At 63.9% G+C, this 21,210-nt stretch carries 19 protein-coding genes; 4 read left to right on the plus strand and 15 right to left on the minus strand.

All coding sequences use genetic code 11. From position 1 onward, the window contains the following. The first annotated feature begins 49 nt into the window (after positions 1 to 49). Complete coding sequence (locus GGR30_RS05890; RefSeq protein ID WP_183483525.1) at positions 50 to 1,189, plus strand: lytic murein transglycosylase; 1,140 nt, start codon at positions 50 to 52, stop codon at positions 1,187 to 1,189. 12 nt (positions 1,190 to 1,201) lie between these two features. Here the strand turns inward: GGR30_RS05890 and GGR30_RS05895 are convergent, their stop codons facing one another. The 7 genes from GGR30_RS05895 to GGR30_RS05925 form a co-directional block, all read right to left on the minus strand. Further along, on the minus strand, positions 1,202 to 2,005 hold the full coding sequence (locus GGR30_RS05895; protein WP_183483527.1) for an inositol monophosphatase family protein: 804 nt from the start codon (positions 2,003 to 2,005) through the stop codon (positions 1,202 to 1,204). 22 nt (positions 2,006 to 2,027) lie between these two features. Next, positions 2,028 to 3,107, minus strand: a complete 1,080-nt coding sequence (locus tag GGR30_RS05900; RefSeq protein WP_183483529.1) for a LacI family DNA-binding transcriptional regulator — start codon at positions 3,105 to 3,107, stop codon at positions 2,028 to 2,030. Beyond that, complete coding sequence (locus GGR30_RS05905; RefSeq protein WP_183483531.1) at positions 3,097 to 4,566, minus strand: glycerophosphodiester phosphodiesterase family protein; 1,470 nt, start codon at positions 4,564 to 4,566, stop codon at positions 3,097 to 3,099. The genes GGR30_RS05900 and GGR30_RS05905 overlap by 11 nt, the downstream gene beginning before the upstream one ends. Beyond that, complete coding sequence (locus GGR30_RS05910) at positions 4,563 to 5,618, minus strand: ABC transporter ATP-binding protein (protein ID WP_183483533.1); 1,056 nt, start codon at positions 5,616 to 5,618, stop codon at positions 4,563 to 4,565. Before GGR30_RS05910 ends, GGR30_RS05905 begins: the two co-directional genes overlap by 4 nt. Next, positions 5,618 to 6,442: a carbohydrate ABC transporter permease gene (locus GGR30_RS05915; protein ID WP_183483535.1), complete on the minus strand. Its 825-nt coding sequence runs from the start codon at positions 6,440 to 6,442 to the stop codon at positions 5,618 to 5,620. Before GGR30_RS05915 ends, GGR30_RS05910 begins: the two co-directional genes overlap by 1 nt. A 1-nt stretch (position 6,443) precedes the next feature. Continuing rightward, entirely contained in the window at positions 6,444 to 7,754 is a 1,311-nt protein-coding gene (locus GGR30_RS05920; protein ID WP_183483537.1) for a carbohydrate ABC transporter permease, read from the minus strand. Between the two features lie 61 nt (positions 7,755 to 7,815). Further along, positions 7,816 to 9,171, minus strand: coding sequence for an extracellular solute-binding protein (locus GGR30_RS05925; RefSeq protein WP_183483540.1), 1,356 nt, complete (start codon positions 9,169 to 9,171; stop codon positions 7,816 to 7,818). Between the two features lie 311 nt (positions 9,172 to 9,482). Between GGR30_RS05925 and GGR30_RS05930 the strand changes: the two genes are divergently transcribed. Continuing rightward, positions 9,483 to 10,256, plus strand: coding sequence for a DeoR/GlpR family DNA-binding transcription regulator (locus GGR30_RS05930; RefSeq protein ID WP_183483542.1), 774 nt, complete (start codon positions 9,483 to 9,485; stop codon positions 10,254 to 10,256). Between the two features lie 97 nt (positions 10,257 to 10,353). Here GGR30_RS05930 and GGR30_RS05935 read toward each other — a convergent pair whose 3' ends face one another. From GGR30_RS05935 to GGR30_RS05945, 3 genes are read right to left on the minus strand one after another with little or no spacing between them, the layout of a single operon-like run. After that, positions 10,354 to 11,529: an acetyl-CoA C-acetyltransferase gene (locus GGR30_RS05935; protein ID WP_183483544.1), complete on the minus strand. Its 1,176-nt coding sequence runs from the start codon at positions 11,527 to 11,529 to the stop codon at positions 10,354 to 10,356. Continuing rightward, positions 11,526 to 12,185, minus strand: a complete 660-nt coding sequence (locus tag GGR30_RS05940; RefSeq protein ID WP_183483546.1) for a 3-oxoacid CoA-transferase subunit B — start codon at positions 12,183 to 12,185, stop codon at positions 11,526 to 11,528. Before GGR30_RS05940 ends, GGR30_RS05935 begins: the two co-directional genes overlap by 4 nt. A 1-nt stretch (position 12,186) precedes the next feature. Next, a complete protein-coding gene (locus GGR30_RS05945; RefSeq protein ID WP_183483548.1) occupies positions 12,187 to 12,900 on the minus strand; it encodes a CoA transferase subunit A in 714 nt (237 codons plus the stop codon). Between the two features lie 82 nt (positions 12,901 to 12,982). On the opposite strand from GGR30_RS05945, the gene GGR30_RS05950 reads away from it, so the two are divergent. Continuing rightward, on the plus strand, positions 12,983 to 13,564 hold the full coding sequence (locus tag GGR30_RS05950; RefSeq protein ID WP_183483550.1) for a helix-turn-helix transcriptional regulator: 582 nt from the start codon (positions 12,983 to 12,985) through the stop codon (positions 13,562 to 13,564). A gap of 60 nt (positions 13,565 to 13,624) precedes the next feature. Further along, positions 13,625 to 14,554 carry a LysR family transcriptional regulator gene (locus GGR30_RS05955; protein ID WP_183483552.1) on the plus strand — a complete coding sequence of 310 codons (930 nt, stop codon included), beginning with the start codon at positions 13,625 to 13,627 and terminating at the stop codon, positions 14,552 to 14,554. A gap of 10 nt (positions 14,555 to 14,564) precedes the next feature. Here the strand turns inward: GGR30_RS05955 and GGR30_RS05960 are convergent, their stop codons facing one another. The 5 genes from GGR30_RS05960 to GGR30_RS05980 are packed head-to-tail and all read right to left on the minus strand — an operon-like array spanning position 14,565 to position 21,149. Continuing rightward, the gene (locus tag GGR30_RS05960) at positions 14,565 to 15,911 is read right to left on the minus strand and encodes a lyase family protein (protein ID WP_183483554.1); all 1,347 of its coding nucleotides are present in this window, start codon (positions 15,909 to 15,911) and stop codon (positions 14,565 to 14,567) included. Then, on the minus strand, positions 15,908 to 17,737 hold the full coding sequence (locus GGR30_RS05965) for a dipeptide ABC transporter ATP-binding protein (RefSeq protein WP_183483556.1): 1,830 nt from the start codon (positions 17,735 to 17,737) through the stop codon (positions 15,908 to 15,910). The genes GGR30_RS05960 and GGR30_RS05965 overlap by 4 nt, the downstream gene beginning before the upstream one ends. Beyond that, positions 17,737 to 18,651, minus strand: a complete 915-nt coding sequence (locus tag GGR30_RS05970; protein WP_183483558.1) for an ABC transporter permease — start codon at positions 18,649 to 18,651, stop codon at positions 17,737 to 17,739. The genes GGR30_RS05965 and GGR30_RS05970 overlap by 1 nt, the downstream gene beginning before the upstream one ends. Then, positions 18,648 to 19,565, minus strand: coding sequence for an ABC transporter permease (locus GGR30_RS05975; RefSeq protein WP_183483559.1), 918 nt, complete (start codon positions 19,563 to 19,565; stop codon positions 18,648 to 18,650). The genes GGR30_RS05970 and GGR30_RS05975 overlap by 4 nt, the downstream gene beginning before the upstream one ends. A gap of 54 nt (positions 19,566 to 19,619) precedes the next feature. Next, positions 19,620 to 21,149, minus strand: coding sequence for an ABC transporter substrate-binding protein (locus tag GGR30_RS05980; RefSeq protein WP_183483561.1), 1,530 nt, complete (start codon positions 21,147 to 21,149; stop codon positions 19,620 to 19,622). Positions 21,150 to 21,210: the final 61 nt, after the last annotated feature.

Raw genomic sequence — 21,210 nt, forward strand, 5'->3', positions numbered from 1 at the left:
TTCTGCGCTAGAATCCATACCTGAACATGCTTCGGATTGGATCAGCGGAATGCATGCGACACGACGCGCATTTTCTCTTCTGGCGGTTGCGGCCGTGTTGTCGGCCTGCTCGAGCAATCTGCTGGGCGGAAGGCCCTCGGTATCAAGGCCGCCCGGCACGGTGGCCAATGCCGGCTATGATGCCTGGGTTGAAGGCTTCAGGAAGCGGGCCGAGGCCAAGGGCATTTCAAGGCAGACGCTCGACGCGGCCTTTGCAAATGCGGGTTATACGCCCGAGGTCATCGTGCAGGACCGCAACCAGACCGAATTCAACCGCACGCTCGAGGAATATCTCGCCATTGCCGCGTCCGACGAGCGGGTGGCCAAGGGCCGGGCCAATTATGCCCGCTACCGCACGGCGCTCGAACAGATCGAGGCGACCTATGGCGTCGACGGCCATGTCGTCGTCGCCGTGTGGGGACTGGAGAGCATGTATGGCGAGCGGGGCGGCGATGTGCCGGTGGTCTCGGCGCTGTCGACGCTCGCCTATGAGGGACGGCGCGGCAGTTTCTTCGAAAGCCAGTTGGTGGCCGCCCTCAAGATCCTTCAGAACGGCGATATCAGTCCGCAGCAGATGACCGGAAGCTGGGCCGGCGCCATGGGTCACACCCAGTTCATCCCCACCTCCTATCTCGGCTATGCCGTCGATTTCACCGGCGACGGGCGGCGCGATATCTGGAGCGATGATCCGACCGATGCGCTGGCGAGCACGGCCTCATACCTGAAGCGCGCGGGCTGGCGCACGGGCCAAGCCTGGGGCGGGGAGGCGGGATCGCCGGGCGCTTCCGTCGCGGGCGGCCGCCGCATTCAGCCGCATGCCGGCGGGCCGGTCTTCGTCGTCGGCCCCAATTTCGATGTCATCAGGCGATACAACAATTCCACGAACTACGCGATCGGCGTCGGGCATCTGGCCGACCGGATCGCGGGGGCGGGACCCATCAGCGGCACGTTCCCGCCGGATCGCTACGGCTTTACCGCCGACCAGCGCAAGGCGCTGCAGGCGGGGCTGAAGGAAAGAGGCTTCGATGCGGGCACTGTGGACGGCGTTTTCGGCACGCAGACGCGCGCGGCCATATCCGCCTATCAGCGGCAGAACGGGCTTGCCGTTACCGGTGAACCGTCGATGGAGCTGCTGATGCGGCTCGGCTGAGGACAAAATTCCCTATGTTCGGCCCTGCAGGATCTCCTTCAGCCTTTCTGCAACCTGAGGGGCCGCGGCAAGGCAGGGACGCCGCATCGCGGTCAGATCGCCGGCGAAGGGGTCGATGGCGATGCCGCCAGCCTCGCGCACCAGTAGCAGGCCGGCCACGCAGTCCCAGGCGCTGAGTTCCGGCTCGTAAAAGCCGAGATAACTGCCCTGCGCCACATGGGCGAGGCTGAGGGCCGCTGATCCGTTGCGCATGAAGCTGCCGCCGTCTTCCAGGATGTTGGCGATGATCCGGCCGACCGCGCGGGCATGGACCGCGCCGCCCGGACCGATCGCGATGACGCCACCGGAAAATGGCGTCGCGGCATCGATGGAGAGTTGCTTGTTATCGCACCAGGCGCCGTGCCCTTCCTCCGCCCAGTAGAGCGCGCCGGTTGCCGGATGCGCGATGAGGCTCAGCACCGTACGGTCGCCTTCCGCAATGGCAATCACCACCGACCAGCTCTCAAGGCCGTGCAGAAAGGGGCTGGTGCCGTCGATCGGGTCGATGATCCAGCAAAATCCGCTCTTGCCGTCGGCCTTGCCGTGCTCCTCGCCCAGTAGCCCGTCCTCGGGAAAGCGTGCGGCGATCTCGGCGCGGATGAAGCCCTCCACCGAGCGATCGGCGACGGAGACGAGATCCTGGCCGGATGTCTTGGTTTCCACGATCAGGCTCTCACGGCGCCTGAAAAAATCGAGCGCCAGCGCCCCGGCTTCGCGGATGATGATCTTGGCGGCGGCAAGCCGCGCCGCGCGGGCGGGAGAAGAAGAGGTAGTCATGGGAAATGCGATGTCTTTTCGGTTATGAGGGAGGCTGATCAGCCTTCAAGCCCTGGGGTGGAGGGGCTGGCGGGCCGGGCGGCACAAGGGTGGTCGAGCCGCGTTCGACCAGGTGCACGTCGACGACGACCGGCGGAGCGACGGTGTCCGGTTCGCTGATGCGCGCAAGCAGGCCGTTGACGGCGGCATCGGCCGTGCGCACCGGGTCCTGGCGCACTGTCGTCAGGTCGTAAGCCAGCCAGCCGGCCTCGGGAATGTCGTCGCAGGCGACGAGCTTCAGATCGCCCGGGATCGAAAGCGGGCTCAAATGGCGGATGGTATCGATGAAGCCGAGCGCCAGATAGTCGTTGGCGCAATAGATGCCATCGACGTCGGCGGGGTCGGAAAGGAAAGCGTCGGCGGCTGCGCGCCCGCCCTGATAGTTCGGCAGGTCGCCGAAATATTCGCCGGCGATCTCGATGCCGAGCCGCTCGCATGCGCGCCAGAAGGCGGAGCGGCGAAGGCTGATCGAATGCGAGCTGCGCCGCTGGCTCGCCAGCGCCACGCGCCGGCATCCGGCATCGAAAAGCGCGCGCGCCGCCAGTTCGCCGGCGGCTTCCGTGTCCATCGAAACGTTCAGCACCGTATCGGAAACGGGCCGCTTGTTGATCAGAACCAGTGGCACGCCGTGATCGGCGCATTGACGGGCGATCTCGGCGGGGGAGGCGTCATCGGTAACGATGGCGCCGGCGACATTGTAGTGCAGCATCATGTCGATATGGCGGGCGACCTTGCCGCCGCGCTCTGTCGGCAGCAGAAGCGGACGATAGCCGGAAGCGACAAGGCTCGTGCCGAGTTCGGCCAGCAATTGCGCCCGAAACGGGTTGTCGATGTCGGAGACGACAAGTCCGACGAGGTTGGAGCGTTGGTGCGACAGGCTGCGCGCCAGAAAGTTGACGCGATAGCCAAGCGTGGCCGCGGCCTCAAGCACCTTTTCGCGGGTCTGCGGCGCGACGCTTGCGCCGGGCGTGAAAGTGCGCGAGACGGCGGAGCGGTGGACGCCGGCAAGCCGAGCGACATCCTCGGCGGTCGGCGCCCGTCCGGGGCGGGTTTCATCGGCCATCGGCAATCCGCCGTCGAAGCGCCGCAGCCAGAAGATCGGCCCGATCGAGATTGATCATCGGCGGGGCGATCTCGGCGATCCGGTCGAAGATTGCGGGATCGTCGCCGAAATACTGCATCATCGGGGTGATCCCTTTCGCAAGGCATTGGGGGGCAAGGCGCGCATAATCCGGATAATGGATCTCGGCAAGCTGCGGCGCCAGATGGCCTTGCATCTCCTCCACATCTTGATAGCGTCCGGCGCTGGCCTTGATATTGGCATCGGGCGCGGCCTGGCGCATCGCTTCCTGCAGAGACGGGTTCTCCGACCAGAAGAAGCAATCGCCAAGAAAATTCCGCGAGCGCACGAAATCGACCAGAACCTTCGCGTCGACGGTCTTGTTCTCGATATAGAGCCGCGCCCCGTATGATCTGGCAAGCGTGATCATCTCATCAAGCGTCGGTATGATTTCCGCCGCATAAAAGGGCGAAAACCACGCGCCGGCGCTCAGCGTCTTCAGTTCGGCCAGTGTCCGTGCTCTGACCGCGCCGGTCCCCGTGGTGGTGCGTTCCAGCGTTTCGTCATGAATGACCACGATCTCGCCGTCGGCGCTCATATGCACGTCGATCTCGACGAAATGCGCGCCCTGGCCGAAGCTGAGGCGCGCGGCGGCAAGCGTGTTTTCGGGCGCGAAATGATTGGCGCCGCGATGGCAGACAATCTGCGTCGCAACACCGTCTAAGCGGTCGAAACCGCGCATCAGTTCGGGCTGGTTGGTGCAGATGCCGAGCACCGGCAATGCCATCAACGCTTCGAGCACGGGCTTGCGCTCCTCATGCCAGAGCACGACGCCGAGGTTTTCGTCCTTCGCCCGCTCAAGAAGCGCCGCGTCGACTTGGCGCTCAGGGCTTTCACCGCCGCCTTTCTCCCAGCAGAGATGAATGATGTCGGCCCGGGTCTCGGCTGCGCGCGCGAACGGATCCGCGCCAAGCGGCACCAGGGCGGCCAGCGTAAATGGACAGCCGGCATCGGCAAGCGCGCGGATTTCATCGACGTTGAAGCTGCCGAGCGCGACGCGGGTAAAGCCTCGCGCAAGCAGATGGCGCCAGACAATGCGACCCGCGCCGGCAGCCTTGATCTCGATGTAGAGCGCCTGATCGAGCCTTGCGGCAAGGTCAAGCGTCTCGTCGAGACTCGGGATTTCCGGTGCAAGGTCGCGCAGGGTTGCAAAGTCGAGGTCGGCGATGGCGCGGTCGATGCCGGCGATGCGCATCAGGCCGGCGTCATGCGTGATCACGGGCACACAGTCGGCCGTCAGATGTACGTCGATTTCCCACATCTGCGCGCCCAGTTCGGCAGCGACCCGGAAGGCGGAAAGCGTGTTTTCCGGGGCATGCGCCGATGCGCCGCGATGGGCGATGCATACCGGCTCCCCGGCCGCAAAGGGCCATGGAATGGTATTTTCCGCGCGTCTTGTCATATCGCCGCTCCAGAGGAGTCGAAGGCGAGCAGCTTCTCGGTCTCAAGCCCCCAGGCAACACTATCGCCGATCTGCACATCGCCGCGCACCGGCTGGATCGAGCGCAGCACTGTCTTGTCGCCCAGCTTGATGTCGAACAGCATCTCGCGGCCCTGCGGTTCGATGAAGCTGACGGTGCCGGTCACGGTGTCGGGGTGGTTGCCGCCGAAATGCTCCGGCCTGATGCCGAGAGCAATCCGCTCGCCTTGCGTGCGGCCCGCCAGCCTTTTCGGCAGCGGCAGGCGGATCGCGTCGTCTGTCGTCAGAGCGCCATTGTCAATGCGACCCTCGGCGAAGACGATTGGCGGATTGCCGAGAAAGCCGGCGACGAAACGGTTGGCTGGCGCCTCGTAGAGCGCGGTCGGGCGGTCAAGCTGCAGGATCCTGCCCTTGTCCATGATCGCGACCCGGTCGCACATCGACATCGCCTCGACCTGGTCATGGGTGACCAGAATGGCGGTAATTCCGGTCTCGAGCTGGATGCGGCGGATTTCCGAGCGCATTTCAAGGCGCAGCTTGGCGTCAAGATTGGCGAGCGGCTCATCGAGCAGCAGCACGTTCGGACGGCGGACGATGGCGCGGGCAAGGGCGACGCGTTGCTGCTGGCCGCCGGAGAGCTGGCCCGGTTTGCGCTCCAGCAGGTTGTCGATATGGGCAAGGCCGGCGATCGCCTCGACCTCGCGCTTGATATCGGCCTTGTTCATGCGCCGCACGCTCAGGGGAAAGGCGATATTGTCGAATACCGACATATGCGGATAGAGCGCGTAGTTCTGGAAGACGACGCCGACATTGCGCTTCTGGCTCGGAAGCGTCGAGACATCCTTGTCGCCGAACAGGATCTTGCCCTTGTTGATGCGGTGAATGCCGCAGACGGCGAAAAGCGTGGTCGACTTGCCGCAACCGGAGGGGCCGAGCAGGGCCATCATCTCGCCGGAGCGGACGGTCAGGTTCAGGTTCTCGATCACCGGCGTGCCGTCGAAGGATTTGGTGAAATTGGAAAGTGAGACTTGCATCAGCCTTTGGTGCCTCCACTGAAGATGTTCATCAGCGGCTTCTGGAAGAGCACGAAGAGAACGATGACCGGCAGGGTGTAGAAAAGCCCGACCGACTTGAAGAGATTGAAATTGTAGGTGATCGAATCCGGGTCGGAGACCGCCTCTAGATAGACCGAGAGCACTTCGATCTGGGCTGCCGGTGCGAGAATGCGCGGCAGCAGATATTCGCTCCAGCCGTCGATGAAGACGAAGATGGAAAGCGCCATCAGCCCCGGCTTGACCTGCGGCAGGATCAGCCGCCACCAGACCGTGAACCGGCTGGCGCCGTCCTGCACGCCGGCCATCTCGATCTCCCAGGGCACGGAATCGTAAAACCCCTTCATGATCCAGATGCCGAGCGGCAGCATCAGGCTGGCCTTCACCAGAATGACGCCGATGAGCGTGTTGTAGAGGCCGGCATATTGTAGCACCAGGAACACGCCGATGAGCAGTGTCACGGTCGGAAAGGCGTGCATCACCATCAGCGAGGACAGGAAGAAGCGGCGGAACGGCAGGTTGAGCCGCGAAACCGCATAGCCGGCCGTCGTCGAGACGCCGAGCACGATCGCGACCATGCTGACGGTGAACAGGAAGGTATTGAGCGTCGGCTCCCAGACATTGCCGGTGACATCCGGGTTCCACAGAAACCGCCAGTGCTGCAGAGTGAACTCATTGGGCAGGAACGAACCCGGCGCCGAATTGGAAAAGGTATCGACCACGAGAAAAAGATACATGATCGCCAGCGGCGCGCTGAACAGCGCGAGGATGAAGATGACGGGCCAGAGGGAATGGTTCTTGGTCATTCTAGAACTCGATCTTCGGTTTGCTGACCAGTTCGTTGAACCTGAACAGGCGCAGATAGAGGATGGAGAGGACAAGACCGACAATGACGAGAATGAGCGCCATGGCCGCGCCCAGGCCGTACTGCAGGTTGCCGGTATAGTTGTTGAGCGCGGTGTGGAAGGCCTCCAGCGACCAGACGGTGGTCGTGCTACCCGGTCCGCCATTCGTGGTCAGCCAGATCAGTTCATAGGAAGAAAGCAGCGACAGCGTCTGGTAGGAGGTGACGAACAGGATCGGCCAGCGCATCTGCGGCAGGATGATCCTTGTCACCTGTTGCCAGCGGTTTGCGCCGTCGACCTCGCTCGACCAGAGCTGCTGTATGGGGATAGCCCTCAGCGCGCCGGAAAACAGGATCATGCCGAAGGATGCGCCGACAAAACCGTTGACGAGGATCACCGTCGCCCAGGCGGTCGGGACAGAGCCTTTCATGTAGTTGAAGGCGGGAAGGCCTAGGTCCTTCGCGGCGACATAGAGGAAACCGTTCTCCCAGGTGAACCACTTCCACATGATGGCATAGAGCACGACCGGCGTGATGCGCGGCAAAAGCCAGAGCACATTGAAGACGCCACCCGTACGGCTTGGAAGATAGAACACCGCGATGGCGAGAAACAGGCCGACGAAGACGTTGAAGGCCAGCGTGGCGCAGACGTAGAACACGGTATTGGCGACAAGCTTCAACGTGTCGGCGCGGGTGAGAAGGTCGATGAAATTGTCGGTCGTCCAGGTCCAGCCGGTGTAGGACGCGGTGGCGATCATGCCAAGATCGGCCTGGGTTGCGTTCGGCAGGAAGGATTGCAGGGCGGCTTCGAACTGGCCGCGATCGGGATAGCGCGTGTTGATGACCGAGCCTTCGAAGGGCTCGGTCGCAAGCTTCAAGTCGCGGATGCGCCGCGGTCGCGAGGGCAGGGATTTCAAGTCGTCCTCGAAAGCGGAGGAGGCCGAATAGATATTACCGGAAAGGCGGTCCTCGATTTCCGCGAGAAAGCCGGGCTCGATATCGGTCGTCTTCGCGGCGGCAAGCGTCTCGGCGTTGACCGCATAGCTCTTCTCGCCGAGGGCTTCGCGCAGGCGTGGGTCGAGGTCGGAGGCTTCAAGCTTGCGCAGCACGGTTTCGGTGACGACATAGGCCCCGCCCGAAATACCTGTCGAGGTGCTCATATTGGTAAAGGCGAAGATGCCGGTCAGCGTTGCCGGCAGCAGGAAGAAGGCTGCCAGCAGCAACGCTGCCGGGGTCATCAGCAAAAGGCCCAAACCATTGGCTCTGTTGGTCATGTTCATGGATCCGTCACGGGAGAAGTTCCCGGAGCCGGCGGGCGGCTCCGGGGCGTGTCAATCAGCGTATGATGATCGCGTCGCCGAGCTGGCCGGTGACCTCGCTTTCGACATTGTTGACCGCATCCTCGACCGAGGTCGTGCCGGTCCAGGAGGCTTCCAGCCCTGAATACATGGCCTTCCAGACGACGCCGAAATCGATGTCGTTCGGAACCGCCGTGGCATGGGGCAGGAGTTCGGTCGTGGCGATGCTGCTCCACCGGTCATTGGCAAAGACCGGGACTTCCGCTTCGGCCGAGCCGATGGCGACCTTGCCGGACTTGACGGCATGGAGCGCGGCAATGCGCGGTTCGGTGGCGATCGTGATCAGTTCGGAAGAAATGACGGCATCGTCGTCGGTGCCGGTGGTGGACATGAGATAGACCAGCGGATGGCTGATCGTGTTGGCGCGGCCGCGCTCATTGCCGGCGGGGATCAGGCTGTACTGGATCTGGCCGAAGAAGTCCTCGAGGCCCCACTTTGCTTCCCATTCGGCCTTGTGCCAGGTGCCGCCGTGCCAGATGCCGGCCTGATCGCTGGAAACGGCCTGGTGCCAGTCGTCCCATGTCGAACCCAGATGGGTCGAGGAAACGACGCCCATGTCCGCGGCGTCGACGAAGAACTGGTACATGTCGGTGAGCGCCTGGCGGTCGAGCACGATCTTGCCGGTTTCCGGATCGACCATTTCACCGCCGAAGCTGACGTAGAACTGCCAGTAGTCGGTGCCATTGTTGACGCGCGGCATGAAACCGCGGCGCTCGGCGACGACGCCCTTGTCCTGCATCGCCTTGGCATCGTCCAGCATGTCGTAGAGCGTGTATTCGCCGTCCTGAACGCGCTGCGGCAGGGCGTCGATGTCCTCTTGTGAATAGCCGATTTCGGCAAGATGGGCGCGGGAGAAGAAGAACGGGCGGGCTTCCGCATCCTGCGGCAGGCCCCAGACAACGCCGTCATAGCTGGCGATGTCGATCAGGTTCGGATAGATCTGGCTGAGCGGCCAGGCGTCGAAATCGACATAGTCTTCGACCGGGCGCAGCAGGCCCGAACGCGACCAGGGGCCGATGTCCTCATGGCCGGAGACGATGATGTTCGGCGCATTGCCGGCCTCGGCGGCGAGCGTAACGGCCTGCTTGAAGTCGTCCCAGCCGGTCCATTCCTGGTGTTCAATCGTGATGTTCACATCCTGGCCCGTTACCGCGTATTCGCGCTCCAGAATGTCCGCAGCCATCTGGATTGCCTCCCAGCGGTAGCTGCCGGTTTCGCCGGTGCCGCCGGACCAGACGGTGATGGTATAGTCTTCGGCCAGGGCGCCGGAAGCGAAGCCCAGTGCCACGACGGAGCCCATAAGGGCGGTTTTGGTTGTCTTGAGTATGCTCACGGGAAGCCCCTTCATCTCGTTGCCGCATGCGACATTGCACGCGCGTGCAATCTCTACCGGAGCCATATGTCCGGCGCTTGAAGCTTATGTTACCGTTTTGTGTAGAAGCGGGTTCAGGTCACTGTTCGGTGAAAGCATCTCATTGATTTAATTTTCATTTCTTCAGCGCAGATGAATTTCTCTGGCACTTGGGACCGTAGCCGGATACGATTTCGTCACAGCTTCATTCAAACGTCATCATAGGTTCAACAGCCTGTCACCTATGGAGCAGATGTCCGTTCGAGCATAGAAATCGCAATTCAGTGGCGCTAATGAACATCAGTGATCGTCAAACGAAAATTCTGGCCCTGGTCGAGGCGCATGGCGCGATGACCATCGAGACACTGGCGGAGGAGTTTGGCGTTTCGCCGCAGACGATCCGACGCGACGTGAATATGCTCTGCAGCGCTGACCAGTTGCGCCGCAGGCATGGCGGCGTGGAGCGGATGAGCGCTGGCGTCAATCTCTCCTATGACAGCCGGCGGCTATCGCATCCCGAGGCCAAGCGACGGATCGGTCAGCTTGTCGCAGCGATGATCCCGAGCCGCGCCTCGCTGATGTTTTCGATCGGCACCACGCCGGAGATGGTTGCGGCCGCGATGGTCGATCATGACGACCTGACCGTTGTGACCAACAATCTGAACGTTGCCATGGCGCTCAGCCCCAACAACTCAAACCGCATCTTCATTCCGGGCGGCATGATCCGCCTGCCGGACCGTGACCTGATCGGCCAGGAAGTGGAGGCTATGTTCAACGGCTACCGCGCCGATTTCGGCATTTATGGCGTGGCCGGCGTCGAGCCCGACGGCGCGCTCGTCGATTTCGACCAGCAGGAGGCTGCTGCCCGCGAAGCAATCCGCATGAGCTGCCGTACCTCGATCCTGGTTGCCGACCGGTCGAAATTCTCAAGGCCCGCTCCGGCCAAGCGCGGCCGGTTGGGCGATGCCGACATCCTCGTGCTCGACGGGCCGCCGACGCTCGAAATGGCCGCCCTGATCGAGTCCGAGGGCGTTTCGCTGCGCTATCCTGAGGAAGAACTAGCCTGAGCGGCGATGGTGATGGTCTTTGGCGGCGAGGCGCCGCGCCGCAGCCGATCCGCAGATGACTGTTCGGCGCGACGCCGGTTCGTTCCGGACCGGGGGCCTATCCCCGCTCGACGCAGAGCGCCACGCCCATGCCGCCGCCGATGCAGAGCGTGGCCAGGCCCTTGCGCGCATCACGTCGCTTCATTTCGTGCAGCAGGGTTACCAGGATACGCGCGCCGGAGGCGCCGATCGGGTGGCCGATGGCAATCGCTCCGCCATTGACGTTGACCTTCGCCGGATCGAAGCCGAGCCCGTCATTGACGGCGCAGGCCTGAGCTGCGAACGCTTCATTGGCTTCGACAAGATCGAGGTCGCCGACAGACCAGCCGGCCTTCTCCAGAGCCTTGCGCGAGGCCGGGATCGGCCCTGTGCCCATGATCGTCGGGTCAACGCCGGCCGTCGCCCAGGAGGCGATGCGGGCAAGCGGCGTCAGGCCGCGGCGGGCGGCTTCATCCGCATGCATCAGGACGAGGGCGGCCGCGCCGTCATTGAGGCCCGAGGCATTGCCCGCCGTCACCGTGCCGTCCTTGTCGAAGGCCGGGCGGAGAGCGGCCAGCGTCTCGGCGCTGGCATCGGGGCGGATCTGCTCGTCGGTGTCGACGATGGTTTCGCTTCGGCGCGATTTCACGGCAAAGGGCACGATCTCCTCGGCAAACCGTCCGGCATCGCGCGCGGCGGTCGCCTTGCGATGGCTGGAAAGCGCGAATTCGTCCTGGCGGGCGCGGTCGATGCCGCATTGCCGGGCAATGTTCTCGGCGGTGATGCCCATATGCATGCCGCCGAAGGCATCGGTCAGGCCGTCGCCGACCATGGTGTCGACAAAGCTCGCCGTGCCCATCTTGTGGCCGCTGCGCAGATGCGCGCAATGGGGTGAGAGCGACATGGATTCCTGTCCGCCGGCCACCACGATGCGGGCATCGCCCATGGCGATCTGCTGCATCCCGAGCGCCACGGTGCGCAGGCCCGAACCGCAGACCTGATTGATCAGAAAGGCCGTGGCGCTATCGGGAATGCCGGCGGCAATGGCTGCCTGGCGCGCCGGGTTCTGCCCGGCGCCGGCCGTCAGTACCTGGCCGAGGATGACTTCGTCCACCTCGTCAGGGCTCACGGTCGCGCGTTCAAGCGCTGCGGCGATGGCCGTGCTGCCGAGCTGATGGGCGGGCACGGTGGCGAAGGACTTCATGAAGGCGCCGACGGCCGTGCGTGCAGCGGAAACAATGACGACGTCGCTCATTTGCCGCCCTCCCGATCCAGTTCGACATCGAAGCGCGCTTCAGTCTTGGCGGTGATCTCGTCGAGCGAGACGCCATCGGCCAGTTCTGTGAGAACCATCTTCACCGGTCCCTGCCTTGCGATGGTGAAGACGCCGAGATCGGTGATCACCATGTCTGCGACGCGGGTGCCGGTCAGCGGCAGGGTACATTCGCGCAGGAGCTTCGGTGAACCCTTCGCCTCGTGCTCCATCACCACGACGACGCGCTTGACGCCGGCGACGAGGTCCATCGCCCCGCCCATGCCCTTGACCATCTTGCCCGGGATCATCCAGTTGGCGAGATCGCCGTTTTCGGCAACCTGCATGGCGCCAAGGATCGACAGGTCGATATGGCCGCCGCGGATCATGGCGAAGCTTTCCGATGAGGAGAAGAAGCTTGTCTGGGGCAGGGCCGTCACCGTCTGCTTGCCGGCATTGATCAGGTCGGCATCCTCTTCGCCCTCATAGGGAAAAGGACCCATGCCCATCATGCCGTTTTCGCTCTGCAGGCGAACGTCCATGTCGTCGGGAATGTAATTGGCGACAAGCGTCGGAATGCCGATGCCGAGATTGACGTAGAAGCCGTCCTCAAGTTCGCGGGCGGCACGGGCCGCCATCTGGTCACGTGTCCAGGCCATGTTACGCCTCCTCCGACTTGCGTTCGCGCACGGTCCGCTTCTCGATGTGCTTCACCGGGTTCGGCACATGCACGATGCGGGAGACGAAGATGCCGGGCGTGTGGATATGATCGGGGTCGATCTCGCCGGGGGCAACCAGATGCTCGACTTCGGCCACCGTCATCCGGGCGGCCGTCGCCATGTCCGGATTGAAGTTGCGCGCGGTCTTGCGGTAGACGAGATTACCCTCATGATCGCCCGTGTGGGCATGGACGAGGGCGATGTCGGCGAAAAGGCCGGTCTCCATCACATAGTCCTCGCCGCCGAAGCTGCGGATTTCCTTGCCCTCGGCAATCATCGTGCCGACGCCGGTCTTGGTGAAGAAGGCCGGAATGCCGGCGCCGCCGGCGCGGATGCGTTCGGCGAGCGTGCCCTGCGGGTTGAATTCGAGTTCCAACTCGCCGCCGAGATATTGTTCGGCGAACAGCTTGTTCTCGCCCACATAGGACGAGATCATCTTTTTGATCTGCCGCGTTTCCAGAAGCCGGCCGAGGCCGATCCCGTCGACGCCGGCATTGTTGGAGATGACCGTCAGGTCGCGGGCGCCCGATTCCAGCACCGCCTCGATCAGCGCCTCGGGAATGCCGCACAGGCCGAAACCGCCCGACATGATCACCATGCCGTCACGCAACTGACCGGCGAGCGCCTCGGCCGCCGATTGATAGACTTTCCGCATTGCCTCCTCCCAGAGAAATTGCAATTTGTCAGATGCAGAATAAGGCTTGCGGCGGCGACAGGCCGAGTCGTATTTATACGACATGAACACTGCCCAAGCCGCTTTCACCCTGTCCGAGCTACCGGTGCCGCTGGTCTTTGCCACGCATCGGGTGATCCGCGACTGCAATGGCGAATTCGCGGCGTTGTTCGGCTATGAGCGCGATGCCCTGATCAACAAGAGCTTTGCGCGGCTTTACCCGGCGATCGATGACTTCGTGCGCACCGGCGAGATGTGGCGGGACAACCTGCCGGGCGGCGCGGTCTATTATGACGAACGGATCATGGCCGCGACCGACGGACGCCGCTTCTGGTGCCGGGTGCGGGGTCGTTCGCACAATACGGGCGATCCCTTCGCCGCTGCCGTTTATTGTTTTGAACCGATCGCGCGGCCGGTTTCGGCGGCCAATACGGGGCTGACCGGAAGGCAGCGGCAGATCCTCACGCTTGTGGCCCAGGGCAAGACCAATGCCGCGATCGCCGAGGAGCTTGGACTTTCGCGCCGGACCATCGAGATGCACCGGCTGCGTATGACGCGGGCGCTTGGTCTTGCCAACACCGCCGAGTTGATCGCCTGGTTCCTCAACACCCCGCCTGAAGAGGGGCAGCACCGAATCGACAATTGACGAAAGTCGAATTACCTTGCCGATTGTTGCGGATTTCGCAATTTTTTGGGGGGGTATTTGATGAACCTGCGCGGTCTAAGGCTTTTGCACCTGATCGTTCTCACCGGCTCGCTCTCGGAAGCCGCGGCGCGGCTCAATCTGTCCCCATCGGCCGCCAGCAGGCTGTTGTCGCAGCTCGAGGACCAGCTTTCGCTGACGCTGTTTTCGCGCTCGCGCCGCAATCTCGAACTGACGGAGGATGGCGCCGAGTTCTACCAGCAGATCGCCAACACGCTGACGGGCATTGACGAGATCGCCACCGTTGCCCGCGACATCAAGACCCGCAAGCGCAACTGGCTGTCGGTGGTCACCGCGCCGCCGCTTGCCAATGCGCTGGTGGTGCCGGCCATTGCCGCCATGCGCGAGGCGGGCCATGAGTTTCAGTGCACGGTTCATGTCGAAAGCCGCTTTGCCATCGAGAGCAAGGTCGCCGCGCGCGGCTACAATCTCGGCGTCATTTCTCTGCCGGTCGAAAACGCAATCATCCCGCTCGACATCATGCCGATCCTGAAGGCGAGGCTCTGCGTTCTCATGCCGGAGAACCACGCGCTCGCCCGCCATCGGGAAATCACGCCGACCATGCTGGAGAACGCACCCTTCGTCACGCTGGCGCCCGGCCAGCGCTGGCGCAGCCGGCTCGACGAGGTGATGGGCGGCTCTGGTCTTCGGGTCGACACGGCGGTCGAGACCGGCTCGACCATCGTGACGGTGGAAATGGTGCGGATGGGTCTCGGCGTGACGCTGATCGACCCCGTCTGCGCCCCGGCGCTGACCACGAAGGGCCTGGTTCTGCGCCCGCTTGCCGGCGATCACTGGATCACCTATGCGAGCCTGCACGCCAAGGGGCCGCGCTCGCAATTGTCGGAGGTCTTTCTCGATGCGCTGAGCCAGCATGTCGAGGTGCAGCGCGCCGAACGTCCGGAGATCGCCGATCTGTTCTACCTGATCTGACGGCCGCCGCTCAATTCGTCTCCCCGTCCAGTTTTCCCGCCAGATCGCGGGCCATGACGGCGGCCTTCAGCGCGATGTCGCGGCTGTCGCCGCAATAGGCCGCCGGCATCAGCGCTGCGCGGATTTCCTCGGCGGGGAGGTATTTCGAGATCGTGTCGTTCTTCAGCAGTTCCTCCGCCCGCGTAGCGCCGCCTGCCGAGGCTTCGGCGAGAACATGATGGACGAGATCATGGGCGGATGCCCGTCCGGTCTTCGGCGCCAGCCGCATCATCAGGTTCTCCGTCGCGATCACGCCGCCGGAGAGTTCGGCATTGCGCATCATCGCGTCCGGGTCGACGCGGATGCGGTGGAGCGTATCGGCAAAGCCGCGCGTCATCCGCCAGGAGAGCGGCACGGCGCGGTCGAGCACGGATGAGAGCAACTGGTTGGTCGCGGCATCCCCCTCATGGCTGGAACGCCCGGTTTCCATCGCGCTTGCCGCAAGGCCGCGCAGCTCCGCAGCCTCCGCCAGAACCCTGACGACGAATTTCGGATTGACCTTGTGCGGCATGGTGGATGAGCCGACCGTGCCGGCGTCGAGCGTTTCGGAAAGCTCGCCGATCTCCTCGGTCATCAGCAGATAGGCCTCCGCCATGATGCGCTCCACCGTCATCGCCATCAGGCAGTGCTGCACGATATAGTCGGCGAAGATGTCGTTGATGGTTCGCCCCGGCACCAGCAGTTCGCGAAGGTCGAGCTTCGCGGCAAGCCGCCGGTTCAGTTCCCGCCCGTCCGGACCGAAGGCGTGCATGGCGCCGACAGCGCCGCCGAAGGGCAGGGAGAACAGCCGCTTGCCGCCGTCATCCAGCCGTTCCACCGCCCGGCCCATCTCTTCGATCCATCCGGCGACCTTGAAGCCGAAGGTGATCGGCAGGGCGTGCTGGCGGTTGGTGCGCCCCGCCATGACCGTGCCGGCATGATCTTCGGCAAGCGATGCAAGCCTTCTCATCGCGCGTGCGATCTCCCCGCGAATGGCCCGATCCGCCTCGCGGATCAGGAGGATGCGGCCGGTCTGCATCACGTTCTGGGTCGTCGCCCCCCAATGCACATAATCGCCCGCCTTGCCCGCGGCCTTGCCGAGAAGCCGCGTCAGCGACATGACCGGCGCCAGCGTTTTGCGTATATCCGCCTCCAACGCCGCGGCTCCGATTGTCTCGAGCTTCGCCGCAGCCCGGATATCGCGCGCCGCCCATTGCGGAATGGTGCCCATGTCGGCCTGCACTTCCGCGAGCGCCGCCTCGACATCAAGCCAGGATTGCCAGAGCGTTTCGCGGGCAAACAGCGTTTCCGGCGTCAGTGCCGTCCCGGTCTTGGTCATCGGGCCATCTCCGCTTCGGGGTCTGCGTCATGAAATTGCGGCGCGGCGGAAAGAAGCCGCGCCGTATAGTCGTTCTTCGGCGCGTGCAGCACGTCGGCGGCCCGGCCTTCCTCGACGATTTTACCGTCGAGCATCACCGCGACCCGATCGGCCACCTGATGCACGACCGCCATGTCGTGGGTGATCAGAAGCGTCGTCAGGTTCATCTCGGCGCGCAGGTCGTCGAGCAGATTGAGAATCTGCGCCTGGACCGAAACATCGAGCGCCGAGGTCGGCTCGTCGCAGATCAGCGCCTCGGGTCGTGTCACCAGCGCGCGGGCAATGGCGACCCGCTGTCGCTGGCCGCCGGAAAGCTGCGAGGGATAGGCGTGCAGGAGACGCTTCGGCAGGCGCACGAGATCCATCACCGCGCGCACGGCGGCAAGGCGGGAGGCCGCATGGCCGTTGCCGGAAAGCTCCAGAGGCCGGGCGATGATCTCCGACAGGCGGCGGCGGGGATTGAGCGAGGAATAGGGGTCCTGAAAGATCGGCTGGACGAAGGAGGCCCGTTCGATATGGGACAGTTCGGAGATGGCGCGGCCGAGCATGGTCACGCTGCCGGCTGTCGGCTCGTTGAGGCCGAGCAGAATGCGTGCCAGCGTCGACTTGCCCGACCCGCTTTCGCCGATCAGCGCCAGCGTTTCGCCGCGCCGGACCGTCAGCGACACATTGTCGAGCGCTTTCAGCTCGCGTTTGGGACCGAACAGCCCCCGGCGCGAAGTGTAGATCTGGGTGATGTCGCGCGCCTCGATGACAATATCGGTCTCGGCCTGTGGCACTTTGGCGAGATGGGCGGGAAGCGCCTCGATGCGCGGCGCCGGCGGCGTTTCCAGAATGCAGCGATAGCGGTGATCCGCCATCGTGCTCTTTTCCGGCGGTCTCTTCTCGACGCAGGCCTCGCGCCGGTGGGCGCAGCGCGGCGCGAAGATGCAGGCCTCCGGCCGTTCCATGATCGAGGGGACAATGCCGGGGATGGCGCCGAGCCGGCGCGGCGGCTGGTCAAGCCGCGGGATCGCCAGCAGCAGCGACTGCGTATAGGGGTGGGCGGGCGTTCTCAGCACATCCGCCGCCTTGCCCTGTTCGATCACCTCGCCGCCATACATGACGGCGACCTTGTCAGTGCGCTCGGCGACCACGGCGAGATCGTGAGAAATCAGGATCAGGCCCATGTTGAATTCGCGCCTGAGATCGTCGAGCAGGTCGAGGATCTGCGCCTGGACCGTGACGTCGAGCGCCGTTGTCGGCTCATCGGCGATCAAGAGTTCCGGCTCCAGCATCAGCGCCATGGCGATCATCACCCGCTGACGCTGGCCGCCGGAAAGCTGGTGCGGGAACTGGCTCATGCGGCTCACGGGATCGGGAATGCCGACGCGCTCGAGAAGCGCGATGGCGCGTTCGCGGGCCTTGCGTGCGGACAGCGCGCCACGCATGACGGCTGCCTCGGTCATCTGCCGGCCGATCGTGTAGACCGGGTTCAGCGAGGTCATCGGCTCCTGGAAGATCATCGCGATGCGGGTGCCGAGAATATCGGCGGCGAAGGCCGCATCGCTCAGCTCGCGAAGCTCCCGCCCGTCGAAACCCATGCGGTCCGCCGTGGCATTGGCGACGCGCGGCAGAAGCCGCATGAGGGCAAGCGCGGTCATCGATTTGCCGGAGCCGCTTTCGCCGACAATGCCGAGCGACTGGCCGCGCTCGAGCGTGAGTGACACGTCGCGCACGGCAAAGAGAGTGCCGCCGGGAACGCCGAGGGTGATTTCGAGATTCTGGATATCGAGAAGCGCGGTCATCAGTTGCGGCCCTCCGGCGATGTGATGTCGCGCATGCCGTCGCCCATCAGATTGGCGCCGATCACCAGCAGGAACAGGCATATACCCGGAAGCACCACCAGCCAGGGCCGGTAGAAGATCGCCTGCTTGCCCTCGGCGATCATCAGCCCCCAGGAGGGCGTGGGCGGCTGGATGCCGACGCCGAGGAAGGAGAGGCTTGATTCCGCCAGGATGGCAATGCCGAGTTCGAAGGTGAAGATGACGATGATCTGCGAGACGAGATTGGGCAGGATTTCGTGCCAGATGATCTGCCGGGGACTGGCGCCGGCGGATGCGGCTGCGGCGACGAAGTCGAGGTTCTTGATCCGCTGTGTCGCCGCGCGCGTGACCACCAGATAATAGGTCCAGTGCAGCACGCCGATAATGCCGATCACCACCCAGATCGACGGGCCGATGATGAAAACCAGCGCCATGGCGAGAAGCAGCGACGGCAGCGCGAGCTGGGCGGTCAGCACGAAGCTGATGGCGTGATCGACCCATCCGCCGAAATAGCCGGCGAGCACGCCAAGCGTGACGCCGATGAGGAGGCCGATGCTGGCCGCGCCGATGCCGATCGTGATCGAGATCCGCGTGCCGTAGATGAGGCGGCTCAGATAGTCGCGGCCGTTCTGGTCTGTGCCGAAGATGTGGTCCCAGGTCCCGCCTTCGTTCCAGACCGGCGGCAGCATGCGCTGGCTGAGCGATTGGACGTAAGGATCGTGCGGGGCGATCAGCGGCGCGGTGATGGCGATCAGCGCGAGCACCACGATCAGGCCTGCGCCGATCAGGAAGCCGGTGTGGCCGAAGGCGCGCTGGCGCATGATCTGGCCGGGCGTCAGGCCTTCCGTTTCGGGGCCGGTTTCCGCGGCCGAATAGGCGATATCCGTGTCACTCATCCGATTCTGATCCTCGGGTCGAGCGCCGCATTGAGAATGTCGGCGAGAAGGTTCATGGCAACGAAGACGATGGCGAAGATGAAGATCAGCATCTGCACCGTCGGAATGTCGGCTCCGAGGATTGATTCCAGCGCGAGGCGGCCGAGGCCGTTGATGGCAAAGATGCTTTCGGTGATCACCGAGCCGCCGAACTTCTGGCCGAGCTGGACGGCGAGAACCGAGATCACCGGCAGAAGCGCGTTGCGCAGCGCATGGCGGTAGAGCAGGCTCCAGCCGCGATAGCCCTTGGAGCGGGCGGTGCGGATATAGTCCGCGCTCATGACGTCGAGAAGTCCGGTGCGCGTCAGCCGCATGACCGCCGGTACGGACGATGCGCCGAGGACGATGGCGGGCAGGACGAAATGCCGCCAGCTGTCATCACCGGAGACCGGGAAGAGCGGGATCGTCACCGCGAAGATGATGATCATGATCAGCCCCAGCCAAAAATTCGGCACGGCCTGCGCGGAAACGGCGACGCCGAGCGCGAACCGGTCGATCCAGCTGTTGGGATTGAGCGCTGCCAGCGCGCCGAGCGGGATGGCGATGGCGATTGTGACGGCAAGGGCCGAGAAGGCGAGCGTCAGCGTCACGCCGGCGCGGCTTGCGACCAGTTCGGCAACCGGCTTGTGCCAGTAATAGCTCTCGCCGAAATCACCGCGCAGCACGCCGCCGAGCCATTCGAAATAGCGGACCGGCAAGGGCTGGTCGAGGCCGTAGCGGGCGCGGATCGCCTCGACGACCTCCTGCGTGGCGTCCTCGCCGGCAATCGCATGCGCTGGATCGGTGGCGATGTTGAGCAGGAAAAAGGCGGCGAGCGATACGGCAAAGGCGACTGCCAGGGCCATGACGGCCCTCAGCCCGATATAACGCAGCATGTTGAAGATCCTCCATCCCCAGCGGCCGCTTTCTGCGCCCGCCGGGAGAAATTATCACTTCCAGCTTGAATTCTGGAGGCGCGGCAGGCCGTCCGGATCGAGCGGGAATTCAAGATCCGGCGAAACGAGGTAGTTGGCCGAATAGGTGAAAAGCGGCGCCCAGTAGGCCTCGTCGGCGATCTTGCCCAGCGCCTCGCTGTAGAGTTCCTTGCGCTTTTCCTGGTCCACCGTCTGCTCGGCGGCCAGAACCGTCTCGGCCAGCGCTTCGTCGCCGGAGAGGTTGCGGTCGGTGTCCATGGAGAAATGGATGCGGGCGATGGCGGCCGTATCTGCCGTGCCGCCGGAGCCCCATGTGCCGAAATAGGCGGGGATATCCTGGTCGGCGCGCGCCTGGTTGAGGCTTGCAAGCTTCACATAGCGCAGGTCGACGTCGATGCCGATGGCTTCAAGGTCGGCTGCGATCGCTTCGGCCGCGGGCTTGTCGCGATAGGCCCAGATCTCGAGCGGAAAACCGTCCGGATAGCCGGCCTCGGCCAGAAGCGCCTTGGCCTGTTCCGGGTCGTAGGGATAGTCCGTCACGGTCTGGTCGCAGCCGAATTGCGCCGGATGGCAGGCGGTGTGGATCGCCTCAGCCGAGCCGCCGATCAGATATTCGGCCATGTCGCCCTTGTTCAGCGCATGGTTGATGGCCTGGCGCACCTTCAGCTTGGTCAGCGGTCCGTCGGGATCGGTGAGGCCGCCGGCGTCAAGCACCAGGAAGCCGATCCGCAGATCCGGCCCGCTCAGATGCTCCGCCATCGGCGTGGAGCCGAGGTTTTCGGCGAGCTCGAGCGGCACCTTGAACATCCAGTCGACGCCGCCGGACATCAGTTCGGCCTGCTGCGTGCCCATGTCCGGCAGACTGCGCACCACGATCTTCTCGATTGCGGGCTTCTCGCCGAAATAGTCCTCGAAGCGTTCCAGCACGAGTTCCTGGCCCGGCTCGAAGGAAACGACCTTGTAGGGGCCGGTGCCGATCAGGTCGCTTGCCATGGCATCGCGGTCGATAACGCCGCCCTCGTCATAGGTGCCGGCCTTGCGCAGCATGATCCGCTGTGCCATGTCGCGCAGGACGAGCGGATAGACCGATTTCAGGTGAAAGCGCACCGTATTCGGCCCCGTCACCTCGGCATTGTCGAGCCAGCGCCCGATCGTGCCGCTGGCATTGGATTCGCTCTCGGGATTGATGATCCAGTTATAGGTGTAGGCAACGTCTTCCGCCGTCAGGGTCGAACCGTCGTGGAATTTGACGTCATCGCGCAGGGTGATGTCCACAGTCTTGTCATCGAGAAATTCATAGCCGGTCGCGACCGCCGGCTTGAACTCCTGGGTCGCCGGATCGAGATCGAACAGCGTCGTGTCGGTCAATTGCGCGAGGATGATGTATTCGCGCTTGGTCGTGTAGTTATAGTCGAGATTGAGAATTTCCTCGGCCATGGCGACGTTCAGCGTATCGTCGGCCTTGCCGGCAAAAGCGGGCGCGGTGAAGGCGACGCTGGCCATCAGCCCCGCCGCAAGAAACGCGCTTTTCTTGAAATATGTCATCTGTTCCTCCCTTTCGGCACCTCTCCTCAGTACCGCGGGGATGATAGAACAGGATAACGGG

The sequence above is a fragment of the Martelella radicis genome, from assembly GCF_014196625.1.
Classification (GTDB): Bacteria; Pseudomonadota; Alphaproteobacteria; order Rhizobiales; family Rhizobiaceae; genus Martelella; species Martelella radicis.

Bases quoted from the DNA above. Each gene is read 5' to 3' on its own strand.
- GGR30_RS05900 (WP_183483529.1), bottom strand. From the start codon at position 3,107: ATGGCCGATGAAACCCGCCCCGGACGGGCGCCGACCGCCGAGGATGTC.
- GGR30_RS05905 (WP_183483531.1), bottom strand. From the start codon at position 4,566: ATGACAAGACGCGCGGAAAATACCATTCCATGGCCCTTTGCGGCCGGG.
- GGR30_RS05960 (WP_183483554.1), bottom strand. From the start codon at position 15,911: ATGACCAAGACCGGGACGGCACTGACGCCGGAAACGCTGTTTGCCCGC.
- GGR30_RS05955 (WP_183483552.1), top strand. From the start codon at position 13,625: ATGAACCTGCGCGGTCTAAGGCTTTTGCACCTGATCGTTCTCACCGGC.
- GGR30_RS05980 (WP_183483561.1), bottom strand. From the start codon at position 21,149: ATGACATATTTCAAGAAAAGCGCGTTTCTTGCGGCGGGGCTGATGGCC.
- GGR30_RS05970 (WP_183483558.1), bottom strand. From the start codon at position 18,651: ATGAGTGACACGGATATCGCCTATTCGGCCGCGGAAACCGGCCCCGAA.
- GGR30_RS05895 (WP_183483527.1), bottom strand. From the start codon at position 2,005: ATGACTACCTCTTCTTCTCCCGCCCGCGCGGCGCGGCTTGCCGCCGCC.
- GGR30_RS05890 (WP_183483525.1), top strand. From the start codon at position 50: ATGCATGCGACACGACGCGCATTTTCTCTTCTGGCGGTTGCGGCCGTG.
- GGR30_RS05940 (WP_183483546.1), bottom strand. From the start codon at position 12,185: ATGGCCTGGACACGTGACCAGATGGCGGCCCGTGCCGCCCGCGAACTT.
- GGR30_RS05965 (WP_183483556.1), bottom strand. From the start codon at position 17,737: ATGACCGCGCTTCTCGATATCCAGAATCTCGAAATCACCCTCGGCGTT.
- GGR30_RS05915 (WP_183483535.1), bottom strand. From the start codon at position 6,442: ATGACCAAGAACCATTCCCTCTGGCCCGTCATCTTCATCCTCGCGCTG.
- GGR30_RS05975 (WP_183483559.1), bottom strand. From the start codon at position 19,565: ATGCTGCGTTATATCGGGCTGAGGGCCGTCATGGCCCTGGCAGTCGCC.
- GGR30_RS05950 (WP_183483550.1), top strand. From the start codon at position 12,983: ATGAACACTGCCCAAGCCGCTTTCACCCTGTCCGAGCTACCGGTGCCG.
- GGR30_RS05920 (WP_183483537.1), bottom strand. From the start codon at position 7,754: ATGACCAACAGAGCCAATGGTTTGGGCCTTTTGCTGATGACCCCGGCA.
- GGR30_RS05910 (WP_183483533.1), bottom strand. From the start codon at position 5,618: ATGCAAGTCTCACTTTCCAATTTCACCAAATCCTTCGACGGCACGCCG.
- GGR30_RS05930 (WP_183483542.1), top strand. From the start codon at position 9,483: ATGAACATCAGTGATCGTCAAACGAAAATTCTGGCCCTGGTCGAGGCG.
- GGR30_RS05935 (WP_183483544.1), bottom strand. From the start codon at position 11,529: ATGAGCGACGTCGTCATTGTTTCCGCTGCACGCACGGCCGTCGGCGCC.
- GGR30_RS05945 (WP_183483548.1), bottom strand. From the start codon at position 12,900: ATGCGGAAAGTCTATCAATCGGCGGCCGAGGCGCTCGCCGGTCAGTTG.